Below are 23,926 nucleotides of genomic sequence, written 5' to 3' on the forward strand. Positions count from 1 at the left end.
GCCTCGAAAATTAATGTGCCCTCGCAAGTGGGCGAGAGACAGCTAAAGGGCGGGATTATAGCGTAAAAGCAGCGACAAGCCTCTAGCCGCGAGCAGCAGGACGGCGCTGCGGCGCCCCGCCGATCTCAATTTACACCGGGCCTCCAGTAAATACCGAGGTTGCCATCCACGGTTTGCCGGTAAATCGTGTAGGGCAGGGAAACCGTATCGAAGACGCCGGAGAGAGGCAGGTCCAGCAAGACGAATGGCAGCAGGACACCTGTGGGGTCGGGCGGTGCGTTCAAAACGCAAAAATCGTAGGCCAGACCGCTATAGACACGGGGAATCGACTGGCAGTAAGTCTTTTGCTTCCTGAGGCCGCGAGCAGCATCGGCGTCACTCTGCAGCACCGTATGCGCGGTCCCGCAGCCGGATAACATCAGTGAAACAGCACCGATTACAACAATCGTTTTTATCGTCAAAAGCTGCCCTCCGAGAACGTCAGGCAACCTAACACCCCAACTTACCCGGGCGGCAGTTCACGGCTTCCCAAGATCATGTAGGACGGCTCACAGGGGCTTGCAGTCTATTCCGGGTTGCCTGCGCCGGCCCCATCGCCAGCAGGCTGGCTCCCACATTTGGACAGAGGTGTTCACTGGCTTTTAGTTCAGCAGCAATCTCTGTGGGAGCACGCTTGCTCGGGAAGGCGTTCTGGCGACAGGGCCGCAGGCCCGATCAGCTGGCGCTGGAGATATCCCTGGGCAGTCGCCGGTCAATAACCTGATAGAGCGCACTGCTTTCAGGCCAATTGCGCATGAAGCGCGCCCGATCCCGCGCATAGGCCGGGGCGAAGCTGCTGACAGACGCGTGCTGACACATCGAATCCAGATCGATCAACGCCCAGCGATCTTCCTGCCAGAACAGGTTATGCCCCTTGAAATCGCCATGGCTGATCCGCTCGCGAATCAGCTCTGCAAACAGATGATCCAGGGCAAGCAGCTCTGACTCCGGCGCGTCGCCGCTCTCAACGTACGGCGTAAATCGCTCGATGATATCCGGCCCTGGTAGGTGCTCGGTGATCAGATAGGCTCGGCTGCGCAGCCACAGAAAACGCTTCTCCAGCAACGCCAGCGGCTTGGGCGTGGCAATCCCGAGGAACGCCAGGCGATTGCCTTCACACCAGGAATGCCAGGCCCGGCTCGGTCGCCAGAAGCGCTTGAGCCAGTGGGCAAAACCCTTGATGTTGTAGCGTTTGATCACCAGCGTGCGGCCATCCACCTCGACTTTGCCGACACTCGCCGCACCGCCCGTCTTGTACAGGTACCCCTGATCAAGCAGGGCATCGGCTTGTTCCAGTACCGGCAACATGGCCGACTCTTCCTCTCGGCGGACCGCTTGCAAGCCGAAGGCACCGCGCTGGACGCTGAACAGCGTACATTCACGACCAACCTTGATCAGGTAATCCCTGAGGCGCCAGGCACGGACCTTGTCGATCTGCTTCTGCAACCCCTCCATGGGCAAAGCGTGCTCGCCGTTGCTCAGCAGGTAGTACACCAGCAACTCTTCAGTAAATGGCTCCAGAGACTTGGGCAACTGGGCAAAAAACACACCGAGGTTTTCCAGGACTTTTTGCAGCGACAGCGCCTGACCGGGCGTTTCGCAGCGGATCCCGGCACCATCGATCAAATACAAGCGCCCGCCCTGACGCAGCAGGTTGTCCAGGTGCAGGTCTTCCTGCCACAGGCCCTTGCGGTGCATTTGCCCGATGGCACCCAACGCCTCGGCCAGCACTGCGGTTTGTTCGTCAGCCAGTACCGGCAAATGCTCAACGTGTTTCCAGGTATCGCCGAGGCTTTGCGCGTTTTCCAGAAAATCAAACAGCAGCCAGCCGCCCTCGCCGTCTTTCAGGCCATCAGCCAACAATTGCGGCGTGGTCAACCCTTGGGCGGACAACAGGCGCACGCCATCGAGCTCTCGTTGAAAATGCCGTGCCGCCTTGTTGCCGACCAGCAACTTGGCCAACACCGGCCGGCCACGCCAGATGCCGGCACCGACATAACGCTGCCCTGGCAAAACCCGCAACAAGCTCAACAACTGCAAGTCGGCGGTACCGGCAGCATCAGCCAGGGACACGCTCAGTGGCAGGGAGGGATTGCGACCGCTGGCTTTGAGTTCCGACAAGCGCATCAACGCACCCTCTTATGGCTGCGTCGTGCCGTCAGACGCTGGAGCCAGGTGTCGATCAGCGAACTATCCAGCGGCTGATCCAGATAGGAAGCGAGCAACTGGCGCAACTGCGCCTCGCCCCACTGTGGCGCACGACGGATCAACGGCTCCAGATCCTTGACCCGATCACGCTGCCCGTACAGCAATCGACGGGTCTTTTCCAGATCGATCAGTTGGCCCTTATAGCTGTTGCCGGACGCACGCAAGAAGATGTGCTTGGGGTAAAAGCACCCATGCACCTGACGTGCGCCATGAAGTTGCCGGGCCAGCTCGCCGCAAGCCTTGAGAATTTCGCTGTGCTGCACTTCGCTCAATTGCGGCCAGTGCTGCAACAGCGAGTCCAGATCATTCCAACCATCCAGGGCGCGGGTCAGCAGAATCGCCCGGACTTCGCCATCAACCTTGCGCTCGCCGTAGAACACCGCATGCAGCGCAGGAATTTGCAAATTCTGATAGCGCACGATATTGCGAAATTCGTGGGCGAAACTCGGCTCGCCGAAGGGCGCGCGCAAGGTGCGGGTCATGTAATTGCACTGACGCTTGAGATAAAAGCCACGACCCTCCAGATCCAGGCGAAACACACTGCTCCAGCCACCACGACCGGTGTTGGGCTCATCCACCGCCTCGAGCTGCTTGGCCCAGAGTGCATCGAAGGTGGCCAGACCGTGACGCTCAAGCAGCGCACGGTCTTCAGCTGCCAGAAAATCAATCATTCGCGTCCCTCGAAAAATCTCACCACGTGTCGGATCCGCTTTTTGTCGGCGGCATTGAGCCGGGTCCGCCCGCGGTATTGCAGGTAAAAGCGCAGGCGCTGAGTCGCCGACAGTTGATACTTGGCAACCTTGTCCAGGCATGCCAGGTCCTTGGTGATCCGGTACTTGAGCCAAAAGCCGCGCCAGAAATCACCGTTGGGGCAATCGATCAGAAACAACCGGGCCTCGTCGTCAATCAACAAATTGCGCCACTTCAAATCGTTATGGGTGAAGCGGTGGTCATGCATGATTCGGGTATAGCAGGCCAACTGGCGACTCACGGCGTCGACCCATGCACGATCCGCGAGTTTCGGATCGCGCCGTTCGGCCAGCACAGACATGTCTTCGGTGCGCGGCAGCTCACGGGTAATCATCGCCCCCCGGGCATAGGCCGCTCCGCGTCGCTCCAGGCCCCATGCCACCACTTCGGCGGTCGGAATGCCCCACTTGGCAAAACGCTTGAGGTTCTGCCATTCCATTTTCACCCGCGGTTTACCCAGGTAACGACGCAAGCCCTTACCGGCGCCGACGTAACGCTTGACGTAATAATTCACGCCATTGCGCTGCACGCGGATGACCTCGGACAGCAGATCACGGGTCAGTTGCTCGCCTTCAAGCGCAAACACGGCCTCAAGACTGCCAAAGTCCTCTGCCAGATCGCTATAAGCCGGCTCCAGTTTCCAACCCGCCATCAGAGCGCATCCCCGTATCGCTGTTTGCGGTCGTAGAGTTTGTTGGCCTTGCCGTCGAGCCAGCTCAGCAGACCGGCTTCTTCGCTGAGAATCTGGCGCAGCGGTTGCTGGAAATAGACTTTGAGGAAACGGAATTTGTCGCGGCGGGTCAGGCCGATGTCCAGGGCCGAGAAGTACAGTGCTGCCAGATCCTTGTTGCGCCAGCGCTGCGTGATGGCCGGGCGGGTCTGGGCACGGTGCAGGTCGATCACCGAGAGCTTGAAGTCTTCAGCCGTCACCGGTTTATCGGTGTGCAGCAGGAAATGGCAGATATAGCAGTCGCGGTGGTTGACCCCGGCGCGATGCATCATGCCCGTCATCCGTGCGACTTCGGCGATCAGCGCCCGCTTGAGTTTTACCTCGGGTGGTTGCTTGACCCAATCGATGCTGAAGTCTTCCAGGCTGACCGTTGGAGCCAGTTCCTCGGTAACGATGAAGGAGTGCTGGTCCGCCGGATTGCCACCCTTCTCGCCATATGCCACGGCGGTCATGGTCGGTACGCCGGCTTCCTGCAAGCGCTGGATAGCCTTCCATTCCTGACCGGCTCCCAGTACCGGCAGCTTGGCGGTGAGCAGGTTCTTGAAAATCTCACCCCAGCCGATGCCACGGTGAATCTTGACGAAAAATCCATTGCCGTTCACTTCGGTGCGCAGGGTGCGGCGTGCCTCAAGCTCGCGGTACACCTCGCCCTCGAGCCCCTCGACTTCGGCGAACGGGTCGCGCCCGGCCCAAAGGCTTTTGAACGGTTCAGCCAGCATCAACTTCATTTAAGCGTGCTCCGCCAGAATCACATCGGCCGCGTGTTGCGGCATGCTGTAGAGGTCGGCTGTCTCGGCGAAAGCCAGGCCATTGCGACTCCAGGCCGCCCTTGCTTGCGCGTCGTTCAACATGCCGGTCAGATACTGAGTCAGTTGCGCCTGCTCGAAGGGTTCGTCCAGCACCAGACCGGCGTCGGCCTCGGCGATGTAATGGGCGTAACCACAGACGGCACTGACCAACACCGGCAGCCCGGCCACCAAGGCTTCAAGCAATACGGTCCCGGTGTTTTCGTTATACGCCGGGTGGATCAAAAGGTCGGCACCGAGCAGGAAACGCGGGATATCGCTACGACCCTTGAGGAACGTAACGTTGTCGCCCAGGCCCAGCGCGGCGCTCTGCATCTGGAATAATTTGGGGTCGTCCTGGCCAATTACAAATAGCCGGGTGCGCTTCTTCAGATCAGCGGGCAACGCCGCCAGCGCCTTGAGACTGCGATCAACGCCCTTGGTCTTGAACCCGGAGCCGATTTGCACCAGCAGCAAGTCATCGTCCTTGAGGCTGAATTCACGGCGGAATCCGTCGCGAATTTCGGCGGCATTGGCCGGCGCGCGACGATCCTGAGAGATCCCCGGCGGCAACAAATGAAAGCGCTCAAGGGGCGTGCCGTAATGCTTGATGAAGAGCGGCTGCTGGACCTCGGAAATCATCAGCACTTCGGTTTTGGCGTCCTTGGCGAACACCGCACGCTCGTACTCGGCGAAATGCCGGTAGCGACCCCAGCGACGGTACAGCGAGTTGCGCAAGTTCTGCGCCTTGTCTTCGAAGCAGCCGTCGGCGGCGTAGTAGACGTCCAGCCCGGGCATTTTGTTGAAGCCGATCAGGCGGTCGACCGGACGTTTGGCCAGGTCGGCCTCCATCCACTCGCTGAGTTTCTCGTTACGCCGATGGTTGAAGAACGCCTTGACCGGCGCCACCAGCACTTCGAAGCCAGGCGGTATGTCACCCTCCCAGATCAGCGTGTAAACACGGATCTGATGACCGCGCTGCTGGCACTCCAGGGCGATGCGCATGAAGTCGCGCTGCAAGCCGCCAAACGGAAAATATTTGTACAAGACAAAAGCCAATTGCATCAGCGCAGCTCCTCAGCCAGTAACAACGTGCTCAGTCGGCTGGCGACACGCTCGGGATTCAGACGCGTGAAGCACAGTGGCCACTCGCGTTTAAGGTCAAACCGGCGGGCGTCTTCGGCCGTCGGTTGATAAGTGCATTTCTTTTGCAGGCATGGGGCGCAAGGGAAGTCGCTGGCCAGGTGGATCTGCGACTTGCCATAGGCACCGGTCAGGCCCGGGTTGGTCGGACCGAACAAAGACAACGTCGGCACGTCCAGCGCAGCAGCCAGATGGCCCAGGCCGGTGTCCACCGCTACGCAGGCCTGCGCCCCTGCGAGCACCTTACCGACGCCGGCAAGATTCAACTTCGGCAGCACTTCGACGTGCTTCATGCCTTGGGCGATCCGCTCGGCACGAGCTTTCTCGACCGGATTACCCCACGGCAGCTTCACCCCGACCCCGAGATAGCCAACCCGCTCGGCCAGCTCGCGCCAGTAGGCTTCGGGCCAGTGCTTGGTGTCCCAGGTGGTGCCGTGCAGAAACAGCACGTACGGGTTCTTGCGCGGCAATTCCACCAGGCGCTCGACGTTCAGGCCGTAGTCGCCCAACCCCTTGGGCAGGTCATAACCCAGGGCAATGGCGAACAACTGGCGTACCCGCTCCACTGCGTGCTGGCCACGGGCAACCGCCAGGCGCCGGTTATAAAAACGCGCAGCGATGGGCTCGCGCGCCGAACTTTTATCGAGGCCGGCCACCGGCGCTTTTACGTAACGGGTGAGCCAGGCACTTTTCAGCAGGCCCTGGGCGTCGATGACCAGGTCGTATCGGGTGGCGCGAACGCTTTGCTTGAAGCGCTTCCACTCGCCACTCTTGATGGTCTGCCACAGGTTTTTGCGCCAGCGGCGGATCGCCACCGGAATCACCTTGCCCACCGCCGGGTGCCAGGTGGGAATTTCGGCGAAACCCTCTTCCACCACCCAGTCGAACTTGATGCCGGGGATCGCCCGCGCCGCGTCGGTCAACGCCGGCAACGCATGAATCACGTCGCCCAGCGAAGAAGTCTTGATCAGCAGTACCCGCAAGCTATTTGACCTCGACCACAGTGCCCTGCAACCGTTGCAAGGCTTCGTTCACCGCTTGCGGCATGAGCTGGCGCAGGCAGTTGTAATGACCAAAGCGGCAGGTGCGGTCGAAACACGGACTGCACTCGATGCCCAGGCGCACGATTTCGACCTGATCGGCCAGCGGCGGCGTGAAGCCTGGCGATGTCGAGCCATAGACCGCCACCAGCGGGCGATTCAGCGCGGCGGCGACGTGCATCAGGCCGGAGTCGTTGGAGACCACCGCGTCGGCGCAGGACAACAGATCAATGGCCTCGGCCAGCGAGGTATCGCCACTGAGGTTCACTGACTCTTCGCGCAAACCGGGAATCAGCCGCGCGCGGATATCCTCACCGACGGCATGATCGTTTTTCGAGCCGAATAGCCAGACTTGCCATCCGTCCCGGATCTTAGCTTCGGCGACCTTGGCGTAATGCTCGGACGGCCAGCGTTTGGACTCGCCGAACTCGGCACCAGGACACAACGCCAGCACCGGGCGATCGAGGGCCAGGCCGAACCTGGCCAATGCCGCTTCACGGGTCACCGGGTCAATTTTCAGCCTCGGCCGCGGATAGGGCTTGGGCATCTCGGCACCCGGCTCATAAGCCAGGGCCATGAAGCGCTCGATCATCAGCGGGTAACGCTCTTTATCCAGCGTACGCACGTCATTGAGCAGGCCGTAACGGAACTCGCCGCGCCAGCCAGTGCGTTTCGCGATACCGGCAAAAAACGGCACCAGTGCCGATTTCAGGGAGTTGGGCAACAGGATCGCCTGATCGTACTGGCCGGCCAGGGATTTGCCGATGCGCCGGCGCGTGGCCAACTCCAGCGCGCCATGGCCGAGCGGAAAGCTCAAGGCCTGGCGCACTTCGGGCATGCGCTCAAGAATCGGCCGGCTCCACTCGGGGGCCAGCACGTCGATTTCGCATTGCGGGTGACGCTGTTTCAGGCACTGAAAAAGTGTCTGCGCCATCACCATGTCACCGACCCAACTGGGCCCTACAATCAGAATTTTCATGTGGTTTCCAAAAACGAACCGGGGAGGCCTACGCCTCCCCGCCTCGAAAATTCTACAAAACACTGCAGATCAAATGTGGCGAGGGGGCTTGCCCCGCTGGGTTGCGAAGCGGCTCCATAACAGTGGTCGGGGACTACTGCGTAGTCCGACGGGGGCAAGCCCCCTCGCCACACAAGCTCCACCACCACACAAGCCCCCCTCACCACACGAGCTCGCTCCCACACTGGGTATTCGATGTTGCAAATTCCGTTTCAGCCTAGCCCCAGCTCGCGCCAGATTCGCATCACCTGCCGCCGTTCATCCACGAACTGGTCGCCCGGTATCACCCCGGCGTCCTTCTGCAAGGCCTGTTTGTGGGCTGCGGAGCGGTAGGCCTTATAAGCTTCGCGCAGCAGACTGGCGTCTTCGGCAGGCATCAGCCCTTCGCGCTCCAGCTCTTCCAGAATGCGGATATTGTCAGACCAGCGTAGCAACGGCGGGCACGTTTGCGACCACGCCAGGGCCGCGTATTGCACCATAAATTCAATATCGACGATACCTCCGGCGTCCTGCTTGAGATCGAACGGCGCCGTGGCTTCGAAGGCATTCGCCCCGGTGCCGGCCGCCGTACTCTTGCTGCCGAGGTTATCGCGCATCTTGGCGCGCATCTCGCTGACCTCCTTGCGCAAGGTCGACAGGTCGCGCACCTGCCCCAGGATCTGCGCGCGAATCTGCTCGAATGCCCGACCGACATCCTCGCTGCCGACCAGCACTCGCGCCCTTACCAACGCCTGATGTTCCCAGGTCCAGGCCTCGCCTTGCTGATATCGGGCAAATGCGCCCAGCGAAGTCACCAGCAACCCCGACGCACCGGAAGGTCGCAGGCGCATGTCCACTTCATATAACTGACCGGAGTTGGTCTGGGCCGTCAGCAGGTGAATGATCCGCTGCCCGAGCCGGGTGAAAAATTGTGCGCCATCGATCGGTTTTGGTCCGTCGGTTTCAGCCTGGGGATCGCCATCGTGGATGAATACCAGGTCCAGGTCCGAAACATGCCCGAGTTCGATGCCGCCGACTTTCCCATAACCGACAATGATGAAGCCGGGATCGCACAACGTGCCATCGGTGCGCAACGGTGTACCGTACTTGGCCACGGTCTGGCGCCAGGCCAGCGCCAGCACCTGCTCGAGAATTGCTTCGGCAAGCCAGGTCAAATAGTCGCTGACTTTCATCAGTGGCAAGCTGCCAGCGATTTCCGAAGCGGCGACGCGCAAGCGGTGTGCCAGCTTGAAATGGCGCAGGGCTTCCATTTGCTGTTCGAGATCGTCCTCGGGAATCCGCGTCAGGCGTTCGCGCAGTTCAGCGGCCAGTTCCGGCGCCAATGGCGGCTTGAACAGCCGGCCTTCGTTGAGCAGCTCATCCAGCAACAACGGGAACCGGGTGATCTGCTCGGCGATCCACGGGCTGGCGGCGCACAAGGTCAGCAATCGACGCAGTGCCCCGGGGTTTTCGGTCAGCAATACCAGATAAGCGGAACGGCGGGCCACGGCCTCAACCAATGGCAACACCCGCTCCAGCACCAGATCGGGATCCGCGTGCTCAACGGCCTGGGCCAACAAGCGTGGAATAAAGGCATCAAGACGCTCACGCCCGAGACGCTGCATGGCACGCAACTGTGGACTGCCACGCAGGCCGGCCAGGGCTTTCAACGCCTTGCTGGCATCAGCAAAGCCGCCCTCTTCAAGCTGACGACAAGCGGCCTCTTCGTCCTGGGACTGCTCCCACAACGGCAACCATTCTCCGCCCACCACGACTTCGCTTTCGGCGCCTTGCTCTTCATCAGGGTCGGCAATCACCTGGGCGAAATGCCAGGCGACGCGACCACGCCAATACATCAGTTGTTGATGAAATGCCGGCCAATCGGCGAAGCCCAACATGAAGGCAATGCGTGCCTGATCCTGCTCACCGTCCGGCAGCATTTGCGTCTGCCGGTCGGCAATTGCCTGGATCGCGTGTTCGGTGTAGCGCAGGAATTCGTAACCTTCGCGCAATTCGCTGATGACCGCTGGCGGCAGGTACCCCTGGCCTTCGAGCGTGCCCAACACCTTTAATAGTGGACGTTGTTGAAGGCTCAGGTCCCGACCTCCGTGGATCAGCTGGAAAGCCTGGGCGATAAACTCCACCTCGCGAATACCGCCGGAGCCGAGCTTGATGTTGTCGGCCATGCCCTTGCGCCGGACTTCCTGCTGAATCAGCTGCTTCATGGTGCGCAGCGCTTCGATGGCCGAGAAGTCCAGGTAACGCCGGTATACGAACGGGCGCAGCATGTCTTGCAACTGTGCGCCAGCCACCTGATCGCCGGCCACCACCCGCGACTTGATCATCGCGTAGCGTTCCCAGTCACGCCCCTGATCCTGATAATACTGTTCCAGTGCGTTGAAACTCAGCACCAGGGCACCCGACGAACCGTAGGGACGCAAGCGCATATCGACGCGGAATACGAAACCGTCGACAGTCATCGGATCCAGGGCCTTGATCAGGCGCTGACCGAGTCGAATGAAGAACTCCTGATTATCCAGGGCACGTTTGACACCGACTGTTTCGCCGCCCTCGGGATAGGCGAAAATCAGGTCAATGTCCGACGACAGGTTGAGCTCCACTGCGCCGAGCTTGCCCATGCCAAGGATGACCATCTGCTGCGGCTCGCCACTGCGCCGACCGGTCGGCACGCCGAACTGCTGGCAATGTTGCGTGTACAACCACCGATAGGCCTGATCGATACTCGCATCGGCCATGTCCGAGAGGTCGCGACACGTCTGCACCAGGTCAGCCTGGCGGGTCAGGTCTCGCCAGATGATCCGTACCTGCTGGCGCGCTCGCTGCCGACGCAAGGCGCGGCCCAGTTGATCTTCTGTTTCGGCGGCATTTACGGCGCCAGCGATCTGCGCGCACAACTCACCGGCGGCGAAGCGCCGGTCCAGTTCGCCGGACTGCACCAGATCCAGCAACATCAAAGGGTCACGAACGCTCTGTTCAATCACGAAATCGCTGGCGGCGGTTACCCGCGCAAATTGCGCCCAGCGTTCAGGCGTCCACGAGGACAGCCCATGATCATCGTCCAGGGCGGCGACGGCGTCACGGAACGACTGCTCGGCGCGGGTGACAAACGGCACAAGAATGGCGGGCAGTACGGCAAGCGGTGGGAGGCTCATGGTCTATCCTTGATCGGCGTGCAACGGGCTGCATGTAGTGAATCTGGCAAACCCACTACCTGAAGGAGTGTCGAACAAAAGTTAGAAATAGCTGAATTTTCTTTTATTGTGGCAGCCAGCATCAAACTTTTACCTGATTTGGTTGATAAAACACCAACCTTAATGATTAATCTCACAACGCAGCCGAGGGCCACAAGCCGCTGATCTGTAGTTTTACTACTCGTATATACATTAGCGAAGCTGAAATGCCGGATGATTTGTAGTAAAACTACACGCCGCCGGAACAACCTGTCGGCAATCCAAGAATTCATAACGTCTGCCCACAAGGCCAGTCGCAAACTCAGGCAACCGATTCTGGAAGCCTTTCCGCCCTGGAGCAAGCCATGCAAGACCTCGATCCCGTCGAAACCCAGGAATGGCTGGACGCCCTGGAATCGGTTCTCGACAAAGAAGGCGAAGACCGCGCTCACTATTTGATGACCCGTATGGGTGAACTCGCGACCCGCAGCGGCTCGCAGTTGCCTTACGCCATCACCACGCCTTACCGCAACACGATCCCCGTTACCCACGAAGCACGCATGCCTGGCGACCTGTTCATGGAACGCCGCATTCGCTCGCTGGTACGCTGGAACGCGATGGCCATGGTAATGCGTACGAACCTGAAAGATTCTGACCTGGGTGGTCACATCTCCAGCTTCGCTTCCAGTGCGACCCTGTATGACATCGGCTTCAACTACTTCTTCCAGGCCCCGACCGACGAACACGGCGGCGACCTGATCTACTTCCAGGGCCACACCTCGCCAGGCGTCTACGCCCGTGCGTTCATGGAAGGCCGCATCACCGAAGACCAGATGAACAACTTCCGCCAGGAAGTAGACGGTCAGGGCCTGTCGTCCTACCCGCACCCTTGGCTGATGCCTGACTTCTGGCAGTTCCCGACCGTATCCATGGGTCTGGGTCCGATCCAGGCGATCTACCAGGCTCGCTTCATGAAGTACCTGGAAGCCCGTGGCTTCATTCCTGCCGGCAAGCAAAAAGTCTGGTGCTTCCTGGGCGACGGCGAGTGCGACGAGCCGGAATCCCTGGGCGCGATCTCCCTGGCTGGCCGCGAGAAGCTGGACAACCTGATTTTCGTCATCAACTGCAACCTGCAGCGCCTCGACGGCCCGGTTCGCGGCAACGGCAAGATCATCCAGGAACTCGAAGGCGTCTTCCGCGGTGCTCAGTGGAACGTGACCAAAGTCATCTGGGGCCGTTTCTGGGACCCACTGCTGGCCAAGGACGTCGACGGTATCCTGCAACGCCGCATGGACGAAGTCATCGACGGCGAGTACCAGAACTACAAAGCCAAAGACGGCGCGTTCGTGCGTGAACACTTCTTCAACTCGCCAGAACTCAAGGCGATGGTTGCAGACCTGTCCGACGACGAGATCTGGAAGCTCAACCGTGGTGGCCACGACCCGTACAAGGTCTACGCGGCGTACCACGAAGCGGTCAACCACAAAGAACAACCTACCGTCATCCTGGCCAAGACCATCAAGGGTTATGGCACCGGTGCCGGCGAAGCGAAAAACACCGCGCACAACACCAAGAAAGTCGATGTCGACAGCCTGAAGTTGTTCCGCGACCGCTTCGACATTCCGGTCAAGGACGAAGAGCTGGAGAACCTGCCGTTCTTCAAGCCAGAACCAAACAGCGCCGAAGCCCGCTACCTGAGCGAGCGCCGCACTGCTCTGGGTGGTTTCGTGCCACAGCGTCGCGCACAAAGCTTCAGCGTACCGACGCCGCCACTGGATACCCTCAAGGCCATCCTCGACGGCTCGGGCGACCGTGAAATTTCCACCACCATGGCTTTCGTGCGCATCCTGGCGCAATTGGTCAAGGACAAGGAAATCGGTCCACGCATCGTTCCTATCATTCCGGACGAAGCCCGTACCTTCGGCATGGAAGGCATGTTCCGTCAGTTGGGCATCTACTCGTCCGTCGGCCAGCTCTACGAGCCAGTCGATAAAGACCAGGTGATGTTCTACAAGGAAGACAAGAAGGGCCAGATCCTCGAAGAAGGCATCAACGAAGCGGGCGCCATGAGCTCCTTCATCGCTGCCGGTACTTCGTACTCCAGCCACAACCAGCCAATGCTGCCGTTCTACATCTTCTACTCGATGTTCGGCTTCCAGCGTATCGGCGACCTCGCATGGGCCGCTGGCGACAGCCGTACCCGTGGCTTCCTGATCGGCGGCACCGCCGGCCGTACCACCCTGAACGGTGAAGGCCTGCAACACGAAGACGGTCACAGCCACCTGCTGGCCGCGACCATCCCGAACTGCCGCACCTACGATCCAACCTACGGCTACGAGCTGGCGGTGATCATCCAGGACGGCATGAAGAAGATGACCGAAGAGCAACAGGACGTCTTCTACTACATCACCGTGATGAACGAGTCGTACCAGCAGCCAGCCATGCCGGCCGGTGCCGAAGAAGGCATCAAGAAAGGCATGTACCTGCTCGAAGAAGACACCCGCGAAGCGGCGCACCACGTTCAGCTGATGGGCTCCGGCACCATCCTGCGTGAAGTCCGTGAAGCAGCGAAGATCCTGCGTGAAGAGTTCAACGTCGGCGCCGACGTGTGGAGCGTTACCAGCTTCAACGAACTGCGTCGCGATGGCCTGGCCGTAGAGCGCAGCAACCGTCTGCACCCTGGCCAGAAGCCGAAGCTGAGCTACGTCGAAGAGTGCCTGAACGGCCGTAAAGGTCCGGTCATCGCCTCTACCGACTACATGAAGCTGTTCGCCGAGCAGATCCGTCAGTGGGTACCGTCCAAGGAATTCAAAGTCCTGGGCACCGACGGTTTCGGCCGCAGCGACAGCCGCAAGAAACTGCGTCATTTCTTCGAAGTTGACCGTCATTTCGTGGTGTTGGCAGCCCTGGAAGCACTGGCTGACCGTGGTGACATCGAACCTAAGGTTGTGGCTGAAGCCATTGCCAAGTTCGGTATCAACCCGGAAAAACTCAACCCACTGGACTGCTGAGGAGAGATTCTGTGAGCGAACTCATTCGCGTACCTGACATCGGCAGCGGTGAAGGTGAAGTAATTGAACTGTTTGTGAAGGTCGGCGACCGTATTGAAGCCGACCAGAGCATCCTGACGCTGGAATCGGACAAGGCGAGCATGGAAGTGCCTGCGCCGAAGGCCGGTATCATCAAGAGCCTGAAAGTGAAGCTGGGCGATCGCCTGAAAGAAGGCGACGAACTGCTGGAGCTGGAAGTCGAAGGTGCCGCTGCTGCAGCTCCAGCGGCCGCCGCTGCGCCAGCCGCCAAAGCCGAAGAGAAACCGGCCGCTGCTCCAGCGCCGGCCGCTCCTGCTGCTGCGCCGGTTGCCGCTTCGGTTCAGCAAGTGCACGTGCCGGACATCGGTTCGTCGGGCAAGGCCCAGATCATCGAGATCCAGGTCAAGGTCGGCGACACCGTCGCAGCTGATCAATCTTTGATCACCCTGGAGTCCGACAAGGCCAGCATGGAAATCCCGTCGCCTGCCGCTGGCGTGGTCAAGGCCATCAGCGTCAAGCTCAACGACGAAGTCGGCACCGGCGACCTGATTCTGGATCTGGAAGTGGCGGGCGCTGCGGCGCCGGCTGCTGCCGCTGCTCCTGCTCAGGCCGCTGCTCCTGCCGCCACTGCTCCGGCACCGGCCGCCGCTCCTGCTGCACCGGTTGCCGATAGCGTTCAGGACATCCACGTTCCGGATATCGGTTCGGCGGGCAAGGCCAAGATCATCGAAGTACTGGTCAAGGCCGGCGACACCGTTGAAGCCGACCAGTCGCTGATCACCCTGGAATCCGACAAGGCGAGCATGGAAATCCCATCGCCTGCCGCGGGTGTGGTGGAAAGCGTCTCCGTCAAGCTCGATGACGAAGTCGGCACCGGCGACCTGATTCTCAAGCTGAAAGTCAAAGGCGCGGCGCCTGCTGCTGCCCCGGCACCTGCCGCTGCTGCGAGCGCTCCTGCGCCAGCCGCTGCTGCTCCGGCTGCCGCTGCACCTGCTGCTGCCGCTCCGGTTGCTGCTCCAGCCAAACCAGGCGCCAAGGTTCACGCCGGCCCGGCAGTGCGCCAACTGGCCCGTGAATTCGGCGTCGAGCTGAGTGCCGTTGGCGCCAGCGGTCCGCACGGTCGCATCCTGAAAGAAGACGTGCAGGTTTACGTCAAAGCCATGATGCAGAAGGCCAAGGAAGCACCGGCCGCTGCTGCTGGCGCAACCGGTGGCGCGGGCATCCCGCCGATTCCGGTCGTGGACTTCAGCCGCTTCGGTGAAATCGAAGAAGTGCCGATGACCCGGCTGATGCAGGTCGGCGCCGCCAACCTGCACCGCAGCTGGTTGAACGTGCCGCACGTGACGCAATTCGACTCGGCGGATATCACCGAACTCGAAGCGTTCCGCGTCGGCCAGAAAGCCGTGGCCGAGAAGGCTGGCGTCAAGCTGACCATCCTGCCACTGCTGCTCAAGACCTGCGCGCATCTGCTCAAGGAACTGCCGGACTTCAACAGTTCGCTGGCACCAAGCGGCAAGGCGATCATCCGCAAGAAGTACGTGAACATCGGTTTCGCCGTCGACACCCCGGATGGCCTGCTGGTACCGGTCATCAAGAACGTCGACCAGAAGAGCCTGCTGCAACTGGCCGCCGAGGCTGCTTCCCTGGCTGAAAAAGCCCGGACCAAGAAGCTCTCGTCGGATGAGATGCAAGGCGCGTGCTTCACCATTTCCAGCCTCGGCCACATTGGCGGCACCGGCTTCACGCCGATCGTCAACGCGCCGGAAGTGGCGATCCTCGGTGTTTCCAAGGCAACCATCCAGCCAGTCTGGGACGGCAAAGCCTTCCAGCCGAAACTGATGCTGCCCCTGTCGCTGTCCTACGATCACCGCGTGATCAACGGTGCCGCTGCTGCACGCTTCACCAAGCGTCTGAGCGACCTGCTGGGCGACATCCGCACCATGCTGCTGTAATACCGGCCGGCCCTCCTTCACCGGAGGGCCCGTCGTGTTCCACGTTTCCGAGCGCCACGCTCGTACCTCAACCCCGCCAATTTGGCGGGGCTTTTTTTTGTTTCCAAGGCCACTCCAAAAGACCAAAACTGGTATTTCTGAGAGTTGAGCGCTTCAGCCTTTTTGTCGTTTCATCCATTAACAGGGCAAAACTTTGCCCCACTAACAAGGATGATAGACATGCAAGTCCCACTTGAACCCATCAGCACCACCCCCCTCTCCACTCCACGCCTGGATACGACCTTCGGCACCCTCGGCACGGTTGTGTGCAACGCAGCACTGCTGGGCAATGGGGTGTCTGCCTCGTCCATCTATGGGGTGGTTATGCGCCCTGATCGCTCAATGGTGCTCGTCAGTAGCTACGCCGGCCATGCCCTGCTGATCGCTTTGAATGAGGACGGCAGTCTGGACCGGAGTTTTGGTAGCGGTGGCCATGTCGCTGAAAATTTCGATGATGAACGCAACAGCGACGGTATCAATATTCAATTGATGCCTGACGGTCGACTGCTGCTGACAGCCATGATCGACGATGAGGATGAGTTCATTCCAGGGCTCGCCATGTACCTGAGCAATGGGCAACGTGACCGTACTTTCGGCACCGAGGGCGTGACCATCGTCGAGCTGGGCTCCTCTGGAAAAACCGCGGCCCGGACCTCAATGGCACGCAGTGGGGCTCGCAATGGCAACCACAGCTCATCACCCATCGTGACTCCCAAGGGCCAAATACTGATTCCTTTCGTGGTCGACAATTGGTTCGACGAACCGGCCAGGACCGTTCTGATCCGCCTGGCCCAGAACGGCAAACTTGATACCGGATTTCACGGCAAAGGCTACACCGAGATCACTTACAATAACGGCCCCTGCCAATTGAATGGAGTCATCGCGCAGGTTGTGGGCAGCCTCGAACCACGCCTCGTATTGGCCGGTCAGCATAGAGCAGGCGCATTGCTGGCAGCCCTGACCCTGGACGGTGAACCCGACCTGTCATTCGGCGTAGCGGGCTTCACGGACATACCTGGCAAACGCGCCTTCCTGTCACTGACCCCGACACCGGATGAAAAATTGCTCGCTTCTGGCTATTTTTTGACCGACCAGCAGGCTACTGCCGGCTGGGCGGTCGGGTTTACCGCTGACGGATGGATCGACCAGAGCTTCGAGCCTGTACTTACCCCGGCCGACACCCGCACCTTTCGTTTCGAGCGCGTACAAGCGGACCCCGATAATTTGATCCTGTGTGCCGGCCAGGTCATCTCGCCAGGGCCACGATTTCATGGTGTTCTGGCCCGCTACCTTGCCAATGGCCAACCCGATACAAACTTTGGCACTCATGGTTTGTTCGAAGAGCAGGAGGGAAGTTTCTGGGACATTCTCCTGAGCTCCGGTACCCGGTTGCTCGCAGTCGGCGGGCAGGCTGATAACTCGGCGGGTTCGGTACGACGCTACGAACTGGACGCCTGAGTCTTGAATCCTTTTCGAGCGTTTCCTTAGCATCTGCGTGGGGCCGAGGCCGTTCATCAAGCTGAACGACAGCACCACGCTTGTCTCTCAACCCCGCCAATTTGGCGGGGCTTTTTTTGCCCTGAAGAAAACCGTTTTCTTACATTTGTGGCTGACTTCGCCCACAAATCGAATCCATTTCGGCTCGACATTTTTCAAGGTCAAATAACTAGGATCATTCAACGGTTATTAACTACGGCCGAGAACAACATCATTTGCCTAATCAGCATAAACCGAATGGACTCAAACATGCTTAAACCGACAGTTGGCCCAATCATTGGTCATACGACAATTAATCATGCACGCATTTTCTTGCGCGGCGAAGTACAAAAGAACACCCTGGCATATGCCGGGATTCGTTATCGGCGCCGCGGCGAAGTTCTTTGGTCGCCGGGTGTTTTTACCAGGCTCGAACCTGCGCACGACATGTCCGAAGTCATCGCACTGAACGGGCTTTGTGCCGATACCGTCTATGAATATCAGGCGGGCTGGTTCAAATCCATGCACCCGACACCTCCCGCGGAGGAGTCGCCTCTGCACTGGCCGCAACAGATCTATCGTTTTCGCACCCGCTCCACTCAACCAACCCGGCCCCGCGCCTACCTCACCGGTTCCTGCCGTTACCTGCGCATGACCGCGGGCATTGCCGCGGCACCGCATCTGGGAGACAGGATCTTCGCGTCGATGTCACGCCTGGCGGAACTCGCCGACCCGCCTGTCAGCGCATTGGTGATGACCGGCGACCAGATCTACGTCGATGACCTGAACGTCTTCGCGCCAGACCGCAAGCTCAAGGACATCCTGCAAAAATATCGCGTGGCCTTCTCGCAACCCAGGATCGCCGATTTAATGTCCAGCCTGCCAACCTATATGATCCTCGATGATCACGAGATAGAAGACAATTGGCCGGCCAACAAAAGCAAAAGCGATGATCTTTTATATCTCAACGCTCTGAAAGCCTATGAGATATATCAGGCCAGCCATGGTCCCGCCCACGAACTTTGCGCAGACGGACAAATAAACAAAAAGCTGGATAAGTACTGGTATCAGATCTTCGAAGGGGATATCGAATGGTTTGTAACCGACAGCCGCACACGCCGAAATTTAAGTGCCGATGATCGACGCATTCTTGATGCAGAACAGGAACAGGCGCTGTGCACCTGGCTGATCAACAGCCCGGCCCGGGTTAAATTCGTGGTCACCAGCGTCATGTTTTACCCGGACCGGAAAATTCTCGATGGCGATGCCTGGAAAGCCTTTGCGCAACAACGCCTGCGCCTGCTGGAGACGATCCGCGAGCACCACGTAAAGAATGTCATCTTCATTTCGGGCGATGTTCATGGCTCCCTGACCAGCCGACTGAAGCACAGTGCCGATGCGGATTTCGAAGTTCACACCATCGTGTCATCGCCCCTGTGCAACAGCAAATTGCTGCCCTACGCCACGCAATCCTCTTTTATCCTCGACCAACCGCTGGCACGGACGGCCACAGGTGACTATCAGCATGAATTGACCAGCCCGGTGATCAGCCAGGACAACTTTGCCCACCTGGTGGTAGAGGCCGGGCACATTCAGGTGAATTATCACGATCGCAATGGCGGACTTTTGCAATCGACCAGCATTTCGTTGCGATAAAAGATCCCAGCCTGCGGCAGCTCCCACACTGGAATGCGCTCCATGTGGAGCTGCCGCAGGCTGCGATCTTTCATGGGCCGGCACTTACTTTCAGCCCCCTACTGAAGAAATCTTCGCCCCTGCCGACATATTCTTATAGCACTTGGCCTTCATGTCTCTTGTAAGTCGGTGTCGCAATGATGCAACCTTGCCGCACGCAATAATCGAGAGGGCGTGAGCCCGGCGCTATCAGCACATTCGAAGCGAGTTCCCTCCATGAAAAGCCAACCCGATGCCGCCAGCCGTATGGTGGCCGAGGTAGTGACGCAATTGCCTGTGCCCTCGCGGCTCGGCATGCTGCGTTTCGAACGGCTGAATGAACCTAGCTGGGCACTGCTGTTTCTCGATCCCAACTGCGAACGGCAGTTCGGCCTGCCGGCGGTGGACCTCTGTGCCTTGGTAGACTCGCCCTACGCCAGCCTGATGGAGCCGCAAGTTCGTTATCAACTGCACGACGCAATCCAGCAACAGTTGAGCGAAAGCACGCACTACCTGATCCACTATAACCTGCACACGCCCTCAGGCTCCCTGAACCTCCTGGAGATGGGCGAAGCCTACAAACAACACAATCGACACCTGTTGCGTGGCTATCTGATGGTGATCGGCGGCCTGTTCGAGGATAACCCGCTGCAGACCGCCCTGGACCTGGAAACCCAGAACTCGCGCTTGCAGATCGCCCTGGAGCTCAACCAGCGTACCCAGCAGGAGCAGTTGCAGCATCTTGACCGGGTGCGCGCTCAGCAAGACCTGATCCTGCTGCTGACCCGTCAACGCTACAGCAGCAACAACTCCTTGCAAGAAGCCGCCGAACTGATCACGCGCAGTGCTTGCGACATTTACCAGATCGACTGTGCCAGCCTGTGGAATCTCGAAGGCTCAAGGCTGATGCCAATCTCGGCCTATCACCGTGCAACCCACGAGTACCAGTTACCGGAACCGATCGACGTCAGCGACTTCCCCGACTATCTCGATGCCTTGCACACCGGCCGCGCCATCGACGCCCACAACGCCATGCGCGACCCGCGCACCCGGGAAATAGCCGAAAGCCTGCGCCCGCGCGATGTCAACGCCATGCTCGACGCCAGTGTCCGCGTCGATGGTCAGGTGGTCGGCGTGCTTTGCCTCGAACAAAACGGCGCCACCCGCGCCTGGCAATCTGACGAAATCGCCTTTGCTGGCGAACTGGCCGATCAGTTCGCCCAGGTCATCAGCAACCACAACCGCCGCACCGCCACCAGCGCCCTGTACCTGTTCCAGCGGGCAGTCGAGCAAAGCGCCAACGCCTTTCTACTGGTCAACTGCGACGGCGTGGTGGAGTACGTCAACCCAAGTTTCACCGCGATCACCCAGTACACCACCGATGAAGTCCACGGCCAGCGCCTGTCGGAACTGCCCGCCCTGGAGAACCTCAGCGAACTGCTGTTCGACGCGCCTTCGGCGCTGGCCAAAAGCAACAGTTGGCAGGGCGAATTCAAGAGCCGGCGCAAGAACCTCGAACCCTACTGGGGCCAGTTGTCGATTTCCAAGGTCTATGGCGACAACCGCGAACTGACCCACTACATCGGCATCTACGAAGACATCACCCAGACCAAACTCGCCCAGCAACGCATCGAGCGCCTGGCCTACACCGACAACCTGACTAACCTGGGTAACCGCCCTGCCTTCATCCGCAACCTCGATGAACGCTTCGCCCGGGACAGCGATGCGCCAATCAGCCTGTTGCTGGTGGACATCGACAACTTCAAGCGGATCAACGACAGCCTCGGCCACCAGACCGGCGACAAACTGCTGATCAGCCTGGCCCGACGCTTGCGCAACAGCCTGGTCTCGAGCGGCAGCCTGGCGCGCTTCGCCAGTAATGAATTCGCCGTGCTGCTGGACGACAGCGATCCCTCGTCAGGCCAGCAGGTCGCCAATCAGTTACTGGCCACCCTCGATAAGCCGATGTTCGTCGACAACCAGTTAATCAGTGTCACCGGCTCCGTAGGCCTGGCCTGCGCGCCGCTGCACGGACGTGACCCGCAGACCCTGATGCGTAACGCCGGCCTGGCACTGCACAAAGCCAAGGCCAACGGCAAACATCAGGTGCAGGTGTTCACTGAAGCACTGAATGCCGAGGCCAGCTACAAGCTGTTCGTCGAAAACAACCTGCGCCGCGCACTGACCCAGAACGAACTCGACGTGTTCTACCAACCCAAACTGTGTCTGCGCAGCGGTCGCCTGCTGGGTATGGAAGCACTGCTGCGCTGGGATCATCCGGAAAAGGGCATGATCCGCCCGGATCAGTTCATCAGCGTCGCCGAAGAAACCGGCCTGATCATTCCCATCGGCAAGTGGATCGCCCGCCAGGCCTGCCGCATGAGCAAAGCGCTGAGCGCCGCCGGCCTGGGCAACCTGCAGGTGGCGATCAACCTGTCGCCCAAGCAGTTCTCCGATCCGGAACTGGTTGCCTCCATTGCCAACATCCTCAAGGAGGAAGCCCTGCCGGCGCACCTGTTGGAGCTGGAACTGACCGAAGGCCTGTTGCTGGAAGCCACCGAAGACACCCACCTGCAACTCGACCAGCTCAAACGCCTGGGCCTGACCCTGGCCATGGACGACTTCGGCACCGGTTACTCGTCGCTCAGCTACTTGAAAAAATTCCCCATCGACATCATCAAGATTGATCGAAGCTTCATTCACGAAATCCCGGACAATCAGGACGACATGGAAATCACCTCCGCGGTGATCGCCATGGCCCACAACCTGAAACTCAAGGTCGTAGCTGAAGGCATCGAAACCGCCGAGCAGTTGTCGTTCCTGCGCCGTCACCGCTGCGACGTCGGCCAGGGCTACCTGTTCGACCGCCCGATCCCGGGCGCCGATCTGATCGAGAAGCTAAAGCGCTACCCGCGTGGCCCGATATCACTGTAAGACACAGATCCCCTGTGGGAGCGGGCTTGCTCGCGAATGCGGTAAGTCAGTCGACATCAATGTGCCTGATAAACCGCCTTCGCGAACAAGCCCGCTCCCACAAGGGTAGTGCGCATCTGCCAGGTATTGGGCACACTGACGCTCTGACTATTTACAACCCAACCTGACTGAGAGGACTGATCATGGTTCTGCGCTCGGAAATTCTGGTGAACAAAAACGTGCTTCCTACTAAAGATCAAGCTCTGCCCGGCCGCGAAACACCGATGAACCTACCGGAAAGACATTTCGTCCACGACGCCCCGCTACTGGGCCCGTTCGCCACCGATGTCGACTTTGCGATCTTCGGCCTCGGCTGCTTCTGGGGCGCAGAACGTCGCTTCTGGCAGCGTGAAGGTGTGGTCAGCACCGTGGTGGGTTACGCCGGCGGCTTCACGCCAAACCCTACGTATGAAGAAGTCTGCTCAGGCCTGACCGGCCACAGCGAAGTGGTGCTCGTGGTCTATGAGCCGGCAAAAGTCAGCTACGAAGAATTGCTGAAGATGTTCTGGGAACTGCACAACCCGACCCAGGGCATGCGCCAGGGCAACGATATCGGCACCCAATACCGCTCGGTGATCTACGCTACCAACCCGACGCAACTGGCCGCCGCCGAACGCAGCAAAGAAGTGTTCCAGGTCGAACTGACCAAGGCTGGCAAAGGCCAGATCACCACCGAAATCGAAGAAGCTCCAACGGTCTACTTCGCCGAGGCCTACCACCAGCAGTACCTCGCCAAGAACCCGGAAGGCTACTGCGGGATTGGCGGTACGGGCGTGACTTGCCCGATCTGACGCAAAGCACTTGTAGGAGCCGGCTTGCCGGCGATGGCGGCAATGGGTCCAGTGGTGACCTTTAGGGCGCCATCGCCGGCAAGCCGGCTCCTACGGGCCGAGCATTACTCGGCAATCAACCAATCCATCCGCCACCCACCCTGGGTCTGCCCAAGCTTCTCCGACAACCACGGCAGCAACTCGCGCAACTCCTCCTCCAGCCCCCACGGCGGATTGGCAATCGCCAACCCGGAACCATTCAGACAGTCCGGCGTATCCAGCGGATGCACCAGCAACTCTACCCGCAGCAACTTCGGCGCACCGGTGCCGGCCAGATCCTGATAGAAACGGCGCAACGCGCGCTGATCCTTCACCGGGTACCAGATTGCCGCCACGGTCTGACGCATCCGGCCAATCGCCTCTTTCAACGATGCGGCGCAGCGCTGCATCTCGTCGAGCTTTTCAAACGGCGGATCGATCAGCATCACCGCACGCTTCTCCTGCACCGGCAACATCGCACGTGGAACATGCCAGCCCTCGCCCAAATGCACCTTGACCCGGCGATCACCGGCCATGTTGTCCTTGAGCAGCAGGCCATCTTCCGGATGCTTCTCATTGAGCATGACCCGATCCTGCGGGCGAGTCAGACGGCGCGCCAGCTCCGGCGAGCCCGGGTAATAGCGCAACTGGCCATCGGGGTTCATCTCATGCAGCACCTGCATGTAATCCGCCGTCAGCAACGGCAGATCTGGCTGATCCCACAAACGCGCGATGCCTTCCAGGTACTCACCGGTACGATTGGCCTGATCGCCCTGCAAGTCATACAGCCCGATCCCGGCATGGGTATCGAGATAGGCGAACGGCTGCTCCTTGCGCGACATCAAGGCGATGAGGCGGGTCAAGGTCAGGTGTTTGAACACATCGGCGTGATTGCCGGCATGGAAGGCGTGACGATAATTCATGGTTGCTCCTGCGCAGGGCGGCAAGTTTACCTTTTACCGGCCGGCAAGTCAGGGGCTCGCAGCCGAGTGGCAAACCTGCCCTCCTCCCCCTGTAGAGCTGCCGAAGGCTGCGATCTTTTGATCTTGATCTTGTGACGACGCCTTCACCCGCCGAAGACCGCGCGAGCA

The 23,926-nt window shown here is 59.8% G+C and carries 16 protein-coding genes; 6 read left to right on the top strand and 10 right to left on the bottom strand.

Features of this window, described 5'->3' with window-relative positions; all coding sequences use genetic code 11:
• Nucleotides 1-125: 125 nt before the first annotated feature.
• The 9 genes from AC07OG_RS03090 to glnE all read right to left on the bottom strand — a co-directional run bounded on the left by AC07OG_RS03090 (nt 126) and on the right by glnE (nt 10,865).
• On the bottom strand, nt 126-461 hold the full coding sequence (locus tag AC07OG_RS03090; protein ID WP_060542697.1) for a YceK/YidQ family lipoprotein: 336 nt from the start codon (nt 459-461) through the stop codon (nt 126-128).
• A gap of 253 nt (nt 462-714) precedes the next feature.
• On the bottom strand, nt 715-2,166 hold the full coding sequence (locus AC07OG_RS03095) for a lipopolysaccharide kinase InaA family protein (RefSeq protein ID WP_495066185.1): 1,452 nt from the start codon (nt 2,164-2,166) through the stop codon (nt 715-717).
• Nucleotides 2,166-2,918, bottom strand: coding sequence for a lipopolysaccharide kinase InaA family protein (locus tag AC07OG_RS03100; protein WP_218424281.1), 753 nt, complete (start codon nt 2,916-2,918; stop codon nt 2,166-2,168). Before AC07OG_RS03100 ends, AC07OG_RS03095 begins: the two co-directional genes overlap by 1 nt.
• Nucleotides 2,915-3,649, bottom strand: a complete 735-nt coding sequence (locus AC07OG_RS03105; protein ID WP_060542694.1) for a lipopolysaccharide kinase InaA family protein — start codon at nt 3,647-3,649, stop codon at nt 2,915-2,917. The genes AC07OG_RS03100 and AC07OG_RS03105 overlap by 4 nt, the downstream gene beginning before the upstream one ends.
• The gene (rfaP, locus tag AC07OG_RS03110) at nt 3,649-4,455 is read right to left on the bottom strand and encodes a lipopolysaccharide core heptose(I) kinase RfaP (RefSeq protein ID WP_218424280.1); all 807 of its coding nucleotides are present in this window, start codon (nt 4,453-4,455) and stop codon (nt 3,649-3,651) included. The genes AC07OG_RS03105 and rfaP overlap by 1 nt, the downstream gene beginning before the upstream one ends.
• Nucleotides 4,456-5,577 (bottom strand): glycosyltransferase family 4 protein, encoded by a 1,122-nt coding sequence (locus AC07OG_RS03115; protein ID WP_218424279.1) that lies wholly within the window; start codon nt 5,575-5,577, stop codon nt 4,456-4,458.
• On the bottom strand, nt 5,577-6,638 hold the full coding sequence (gene waaC, locus AC07OG_RS03120; RefSeq protein ID WP_495066186.1) for a lipopolysaccharide heptosyltransferase I: 1,062 nt from the start codon (nt 6,636-6,638) through the stop codon (nt 5,577-5,579). The genes AC07OG_RS03115 and waaC overlap by 1 nt, the downstream gene beginning before the upstream one ends.
• Nucleotide 6,639: 1 nt before the next feature.
• Entirely contained in the window at nt 6,640-7,674 is a 1,035-nt protein-coding gene (gene waaF, locus AC07OG_RS03125) for a lipopolysaccharide heptosyltransferase II (protein WP_060542690.1), read from the bottom strand.
• 251 nt (nt 7,675-7,925) lie between these two features.
• Nucleotides 7,926-10,865 (bottom strand): bifunctional [glutamate--ammonia ligase]-adenylyl-L-tyrosine phosphorylase/[glutamate--ammonia-ligase] adenylyltransferase, encoded by a 2,940-nt coding sequence (glnE, locus tag AC07OG_RS03130; RefSeq protein WP_495066187.1) that lies wholly within the window; start codon nt 10,863-10,865, stop codon nt 7,926-7,928.
• Nucleotides 10,866-11,248: 383 nt separating this feature from the next.
• On the opposite strand from glnE, the gene aceE reads away from it, so the two are divergent.
• The 6 genes from aceE (at nt 11,249) to msrA (ending at nt 22,817) form a co-directional block, all read left to right on the top strand.
• On the top strand, nt 11,249-13,894 hold the full coding sequence (gene aceE, locus AC07OG_RS03135; protein ID WP_060542688.1) for a pyruvate dehydrogenase (acetyl-transferring), homodimeric type: 2,646 nt from the start codon (nt 11,249-11,251) through the stop codon (nt 13,892-13,894).
• An 11-nt stretch (nt 13,895-13,905) separates the two neighbouring features.
• Nucleotides 13,906-15,864, top strand: coding sequence for a dihydrolipoyllysine-residue acetyltransferase (aceF, locus tag AC07OG_RS03140; RefSeq protein ID WP_060542687.1), 1,959 nt, complete (start codon nt 13,906-13,908; stop codon nt 15,862-15,864).
• Between the two features lie 219 nt (nt 15,865-16,083).
• Nucleotides 16,084-17,361 (top strand): NHL repeat-containing protein, encoded by a 1,278-nt coding sequence (locus AC07OG_RS03145; RefSeq protein WP_495066188.1) that lies wholly within the window; start codon nt 16,084-16,086, stop codon nt 17,359-17,361.
• Between the two features lie 288 nt (nt 17,362-17,649).
• Nucleotides 17,650-19,035: an alkaline phosphatase D family protein gene (locus tag AC07OG_RS03150; protein WP_495066189.1), complete on the top strand. Its 1,386-nt coding sequence runs from the start codon at nt 17,650-17,652 to the stop codon at nt 19,033-19,035.
• A 255-nt stretch (nt 19,036-19,290) separates the two neighbouring features.
• A complete protein-coding gene (locus AC07OG_RS03155; RefSeq protein WP_495066190.1) occupies nt 19,291-21,987 on the top strand; it encodes a putative bifunctional diguanylate cyclase/phosphodiesterase in 2,697 nt (898 codons plus the stop codon).
• A gap of 182 nt (nt 21,988-22,169) precedes the next feature.
• Nucleotides 22,170-22,817 carry a peptide-methionine (S)-S-oxide reductase MsrA gene (msrA, locus tag AC07OG_RS03160; protein WP_060542683.1) on the top strand — a complete coding sequence of 216 codons (648 nt, stop codon included), beginning with the start codon at nt 22,170-22,172 and terminating at the stop codon, nt 22,815-22,817.
• Nucleotides 22,818-22,921: 104 nt separating this feature from the next.
• Here the strand turns inward: msrA and AC07OG_RS03165 are convergent, their stop codons facing one another.
• The gene (locus AC07OG_RS03165; protein WP_060542682.1) at nt 22,922-23,758 is read right to left on the bottom strand and encodes a 23S rRNA (adenine(2030)-N(6))-methyltransferase RlmJ; all 837 of its coding nucleotides are present in this window, start codon (nt 23,756-23,758) and stop codon (nt 22,922-22,924) included.
• Nucleotides 23,759-23,926 lie beyond the last annotated feature (168 nt).

It is taken from the genome of Pseudomonas sp. GW821-FHT09H03 (assembly GCF_059415945.1).

Bases quoted from the DNA above. Each gene is read 5' to 3' on its own strand.
- AC07OG_RS03095 (WP_495066185.1), bottom strand. From the start codon at position 2,166: ATGCGCTTGTCGGAACTCAAAGCCAGCGGTCGCAATCCCTCCCTGCCA.
- AC07OG_RS03100 (WP_218424281.1), bottom strand. From the start codon at position 2,918: ATGATTGATTTTCTGGCAGCTGAAGACCGTGCGCTGCTTGAGCGTCAC.
- AC07OG_RS03105 (WP_060542694.1), bottom strand. From the start codon at position 3,649: ATGGCGGGTTGGAAACTGGAGCCGGCTTATAGCGATCTGGCAGAGGAC.
- rfaP (WP_218424280.1), bottom strand. From the start codon at position 4,455: ATGAAGTTGATGCTGGCTGAACCGTTCAAAAGCCTTTGGGCCGGGCGC.
- AC07OG_RS03115 (WP_218424279.1), bottom strand. From the start codon at position 5,577: ATGCAATTGGCTTTTGTCTTGTACAAATATTTTCCGTTTGGCGGCTTG.
- waaF (WP_060542690.1), bottom strand. From the start codon at position 7,674: ATGAAAATTCTGATTGTAGGGCCCAGTTGGGTCGGTGACATGGTGATG.
- glnE (WP_495066187.1), bottom strand. From the start codon at position 10,865: ATGAGCCTCCCACCGCTTGCCGTACTGCCCGCCATTCTTGTGCCGTTT.
- aceE (WP_060542688.1), top strand. From the start codon at position 11,249: ATGCAAGACCTCGATCCCGTCGAAACCCAGGAATGGCTGGACGCCCTG.
- AC07OG_RS03145 (WP_495066188.1), top strand. From the start codon at position 16,084: ATGCAAGTCCCACTTGAACCCATCAGCACCACCCCCCTCTCCACTCCA.
- AC07OG_RS03150 (WP_495066189.1), top strand. From the start codon at position 17,650: ATGCTTAAACCGACAGTTGGCCCAATCATTGGTCATACGACAATTAAT.
- AC07OG_RS03155 (WP_495066190.1), top strand. From the start codon at position 19,291: ATGAAAAGCCAACCCGATGCCGCCAGCCGTATGGTGGCCGAGGTAGTG.
- msrA (WP_060542683.1), top strand. From the start codon at position 22,170: ATGGTTCTGCGCTCGGAAATTCTGGTGAACAAAAACGTGCTTCCTACT.
- AC07OG_RS03165 (WP_060542682.1), bottom strand. From the start codon at position 23,758: ATGAATTATCGTCACGCCTTCCATGCCGGCAATCACGCCGATGTGTTC.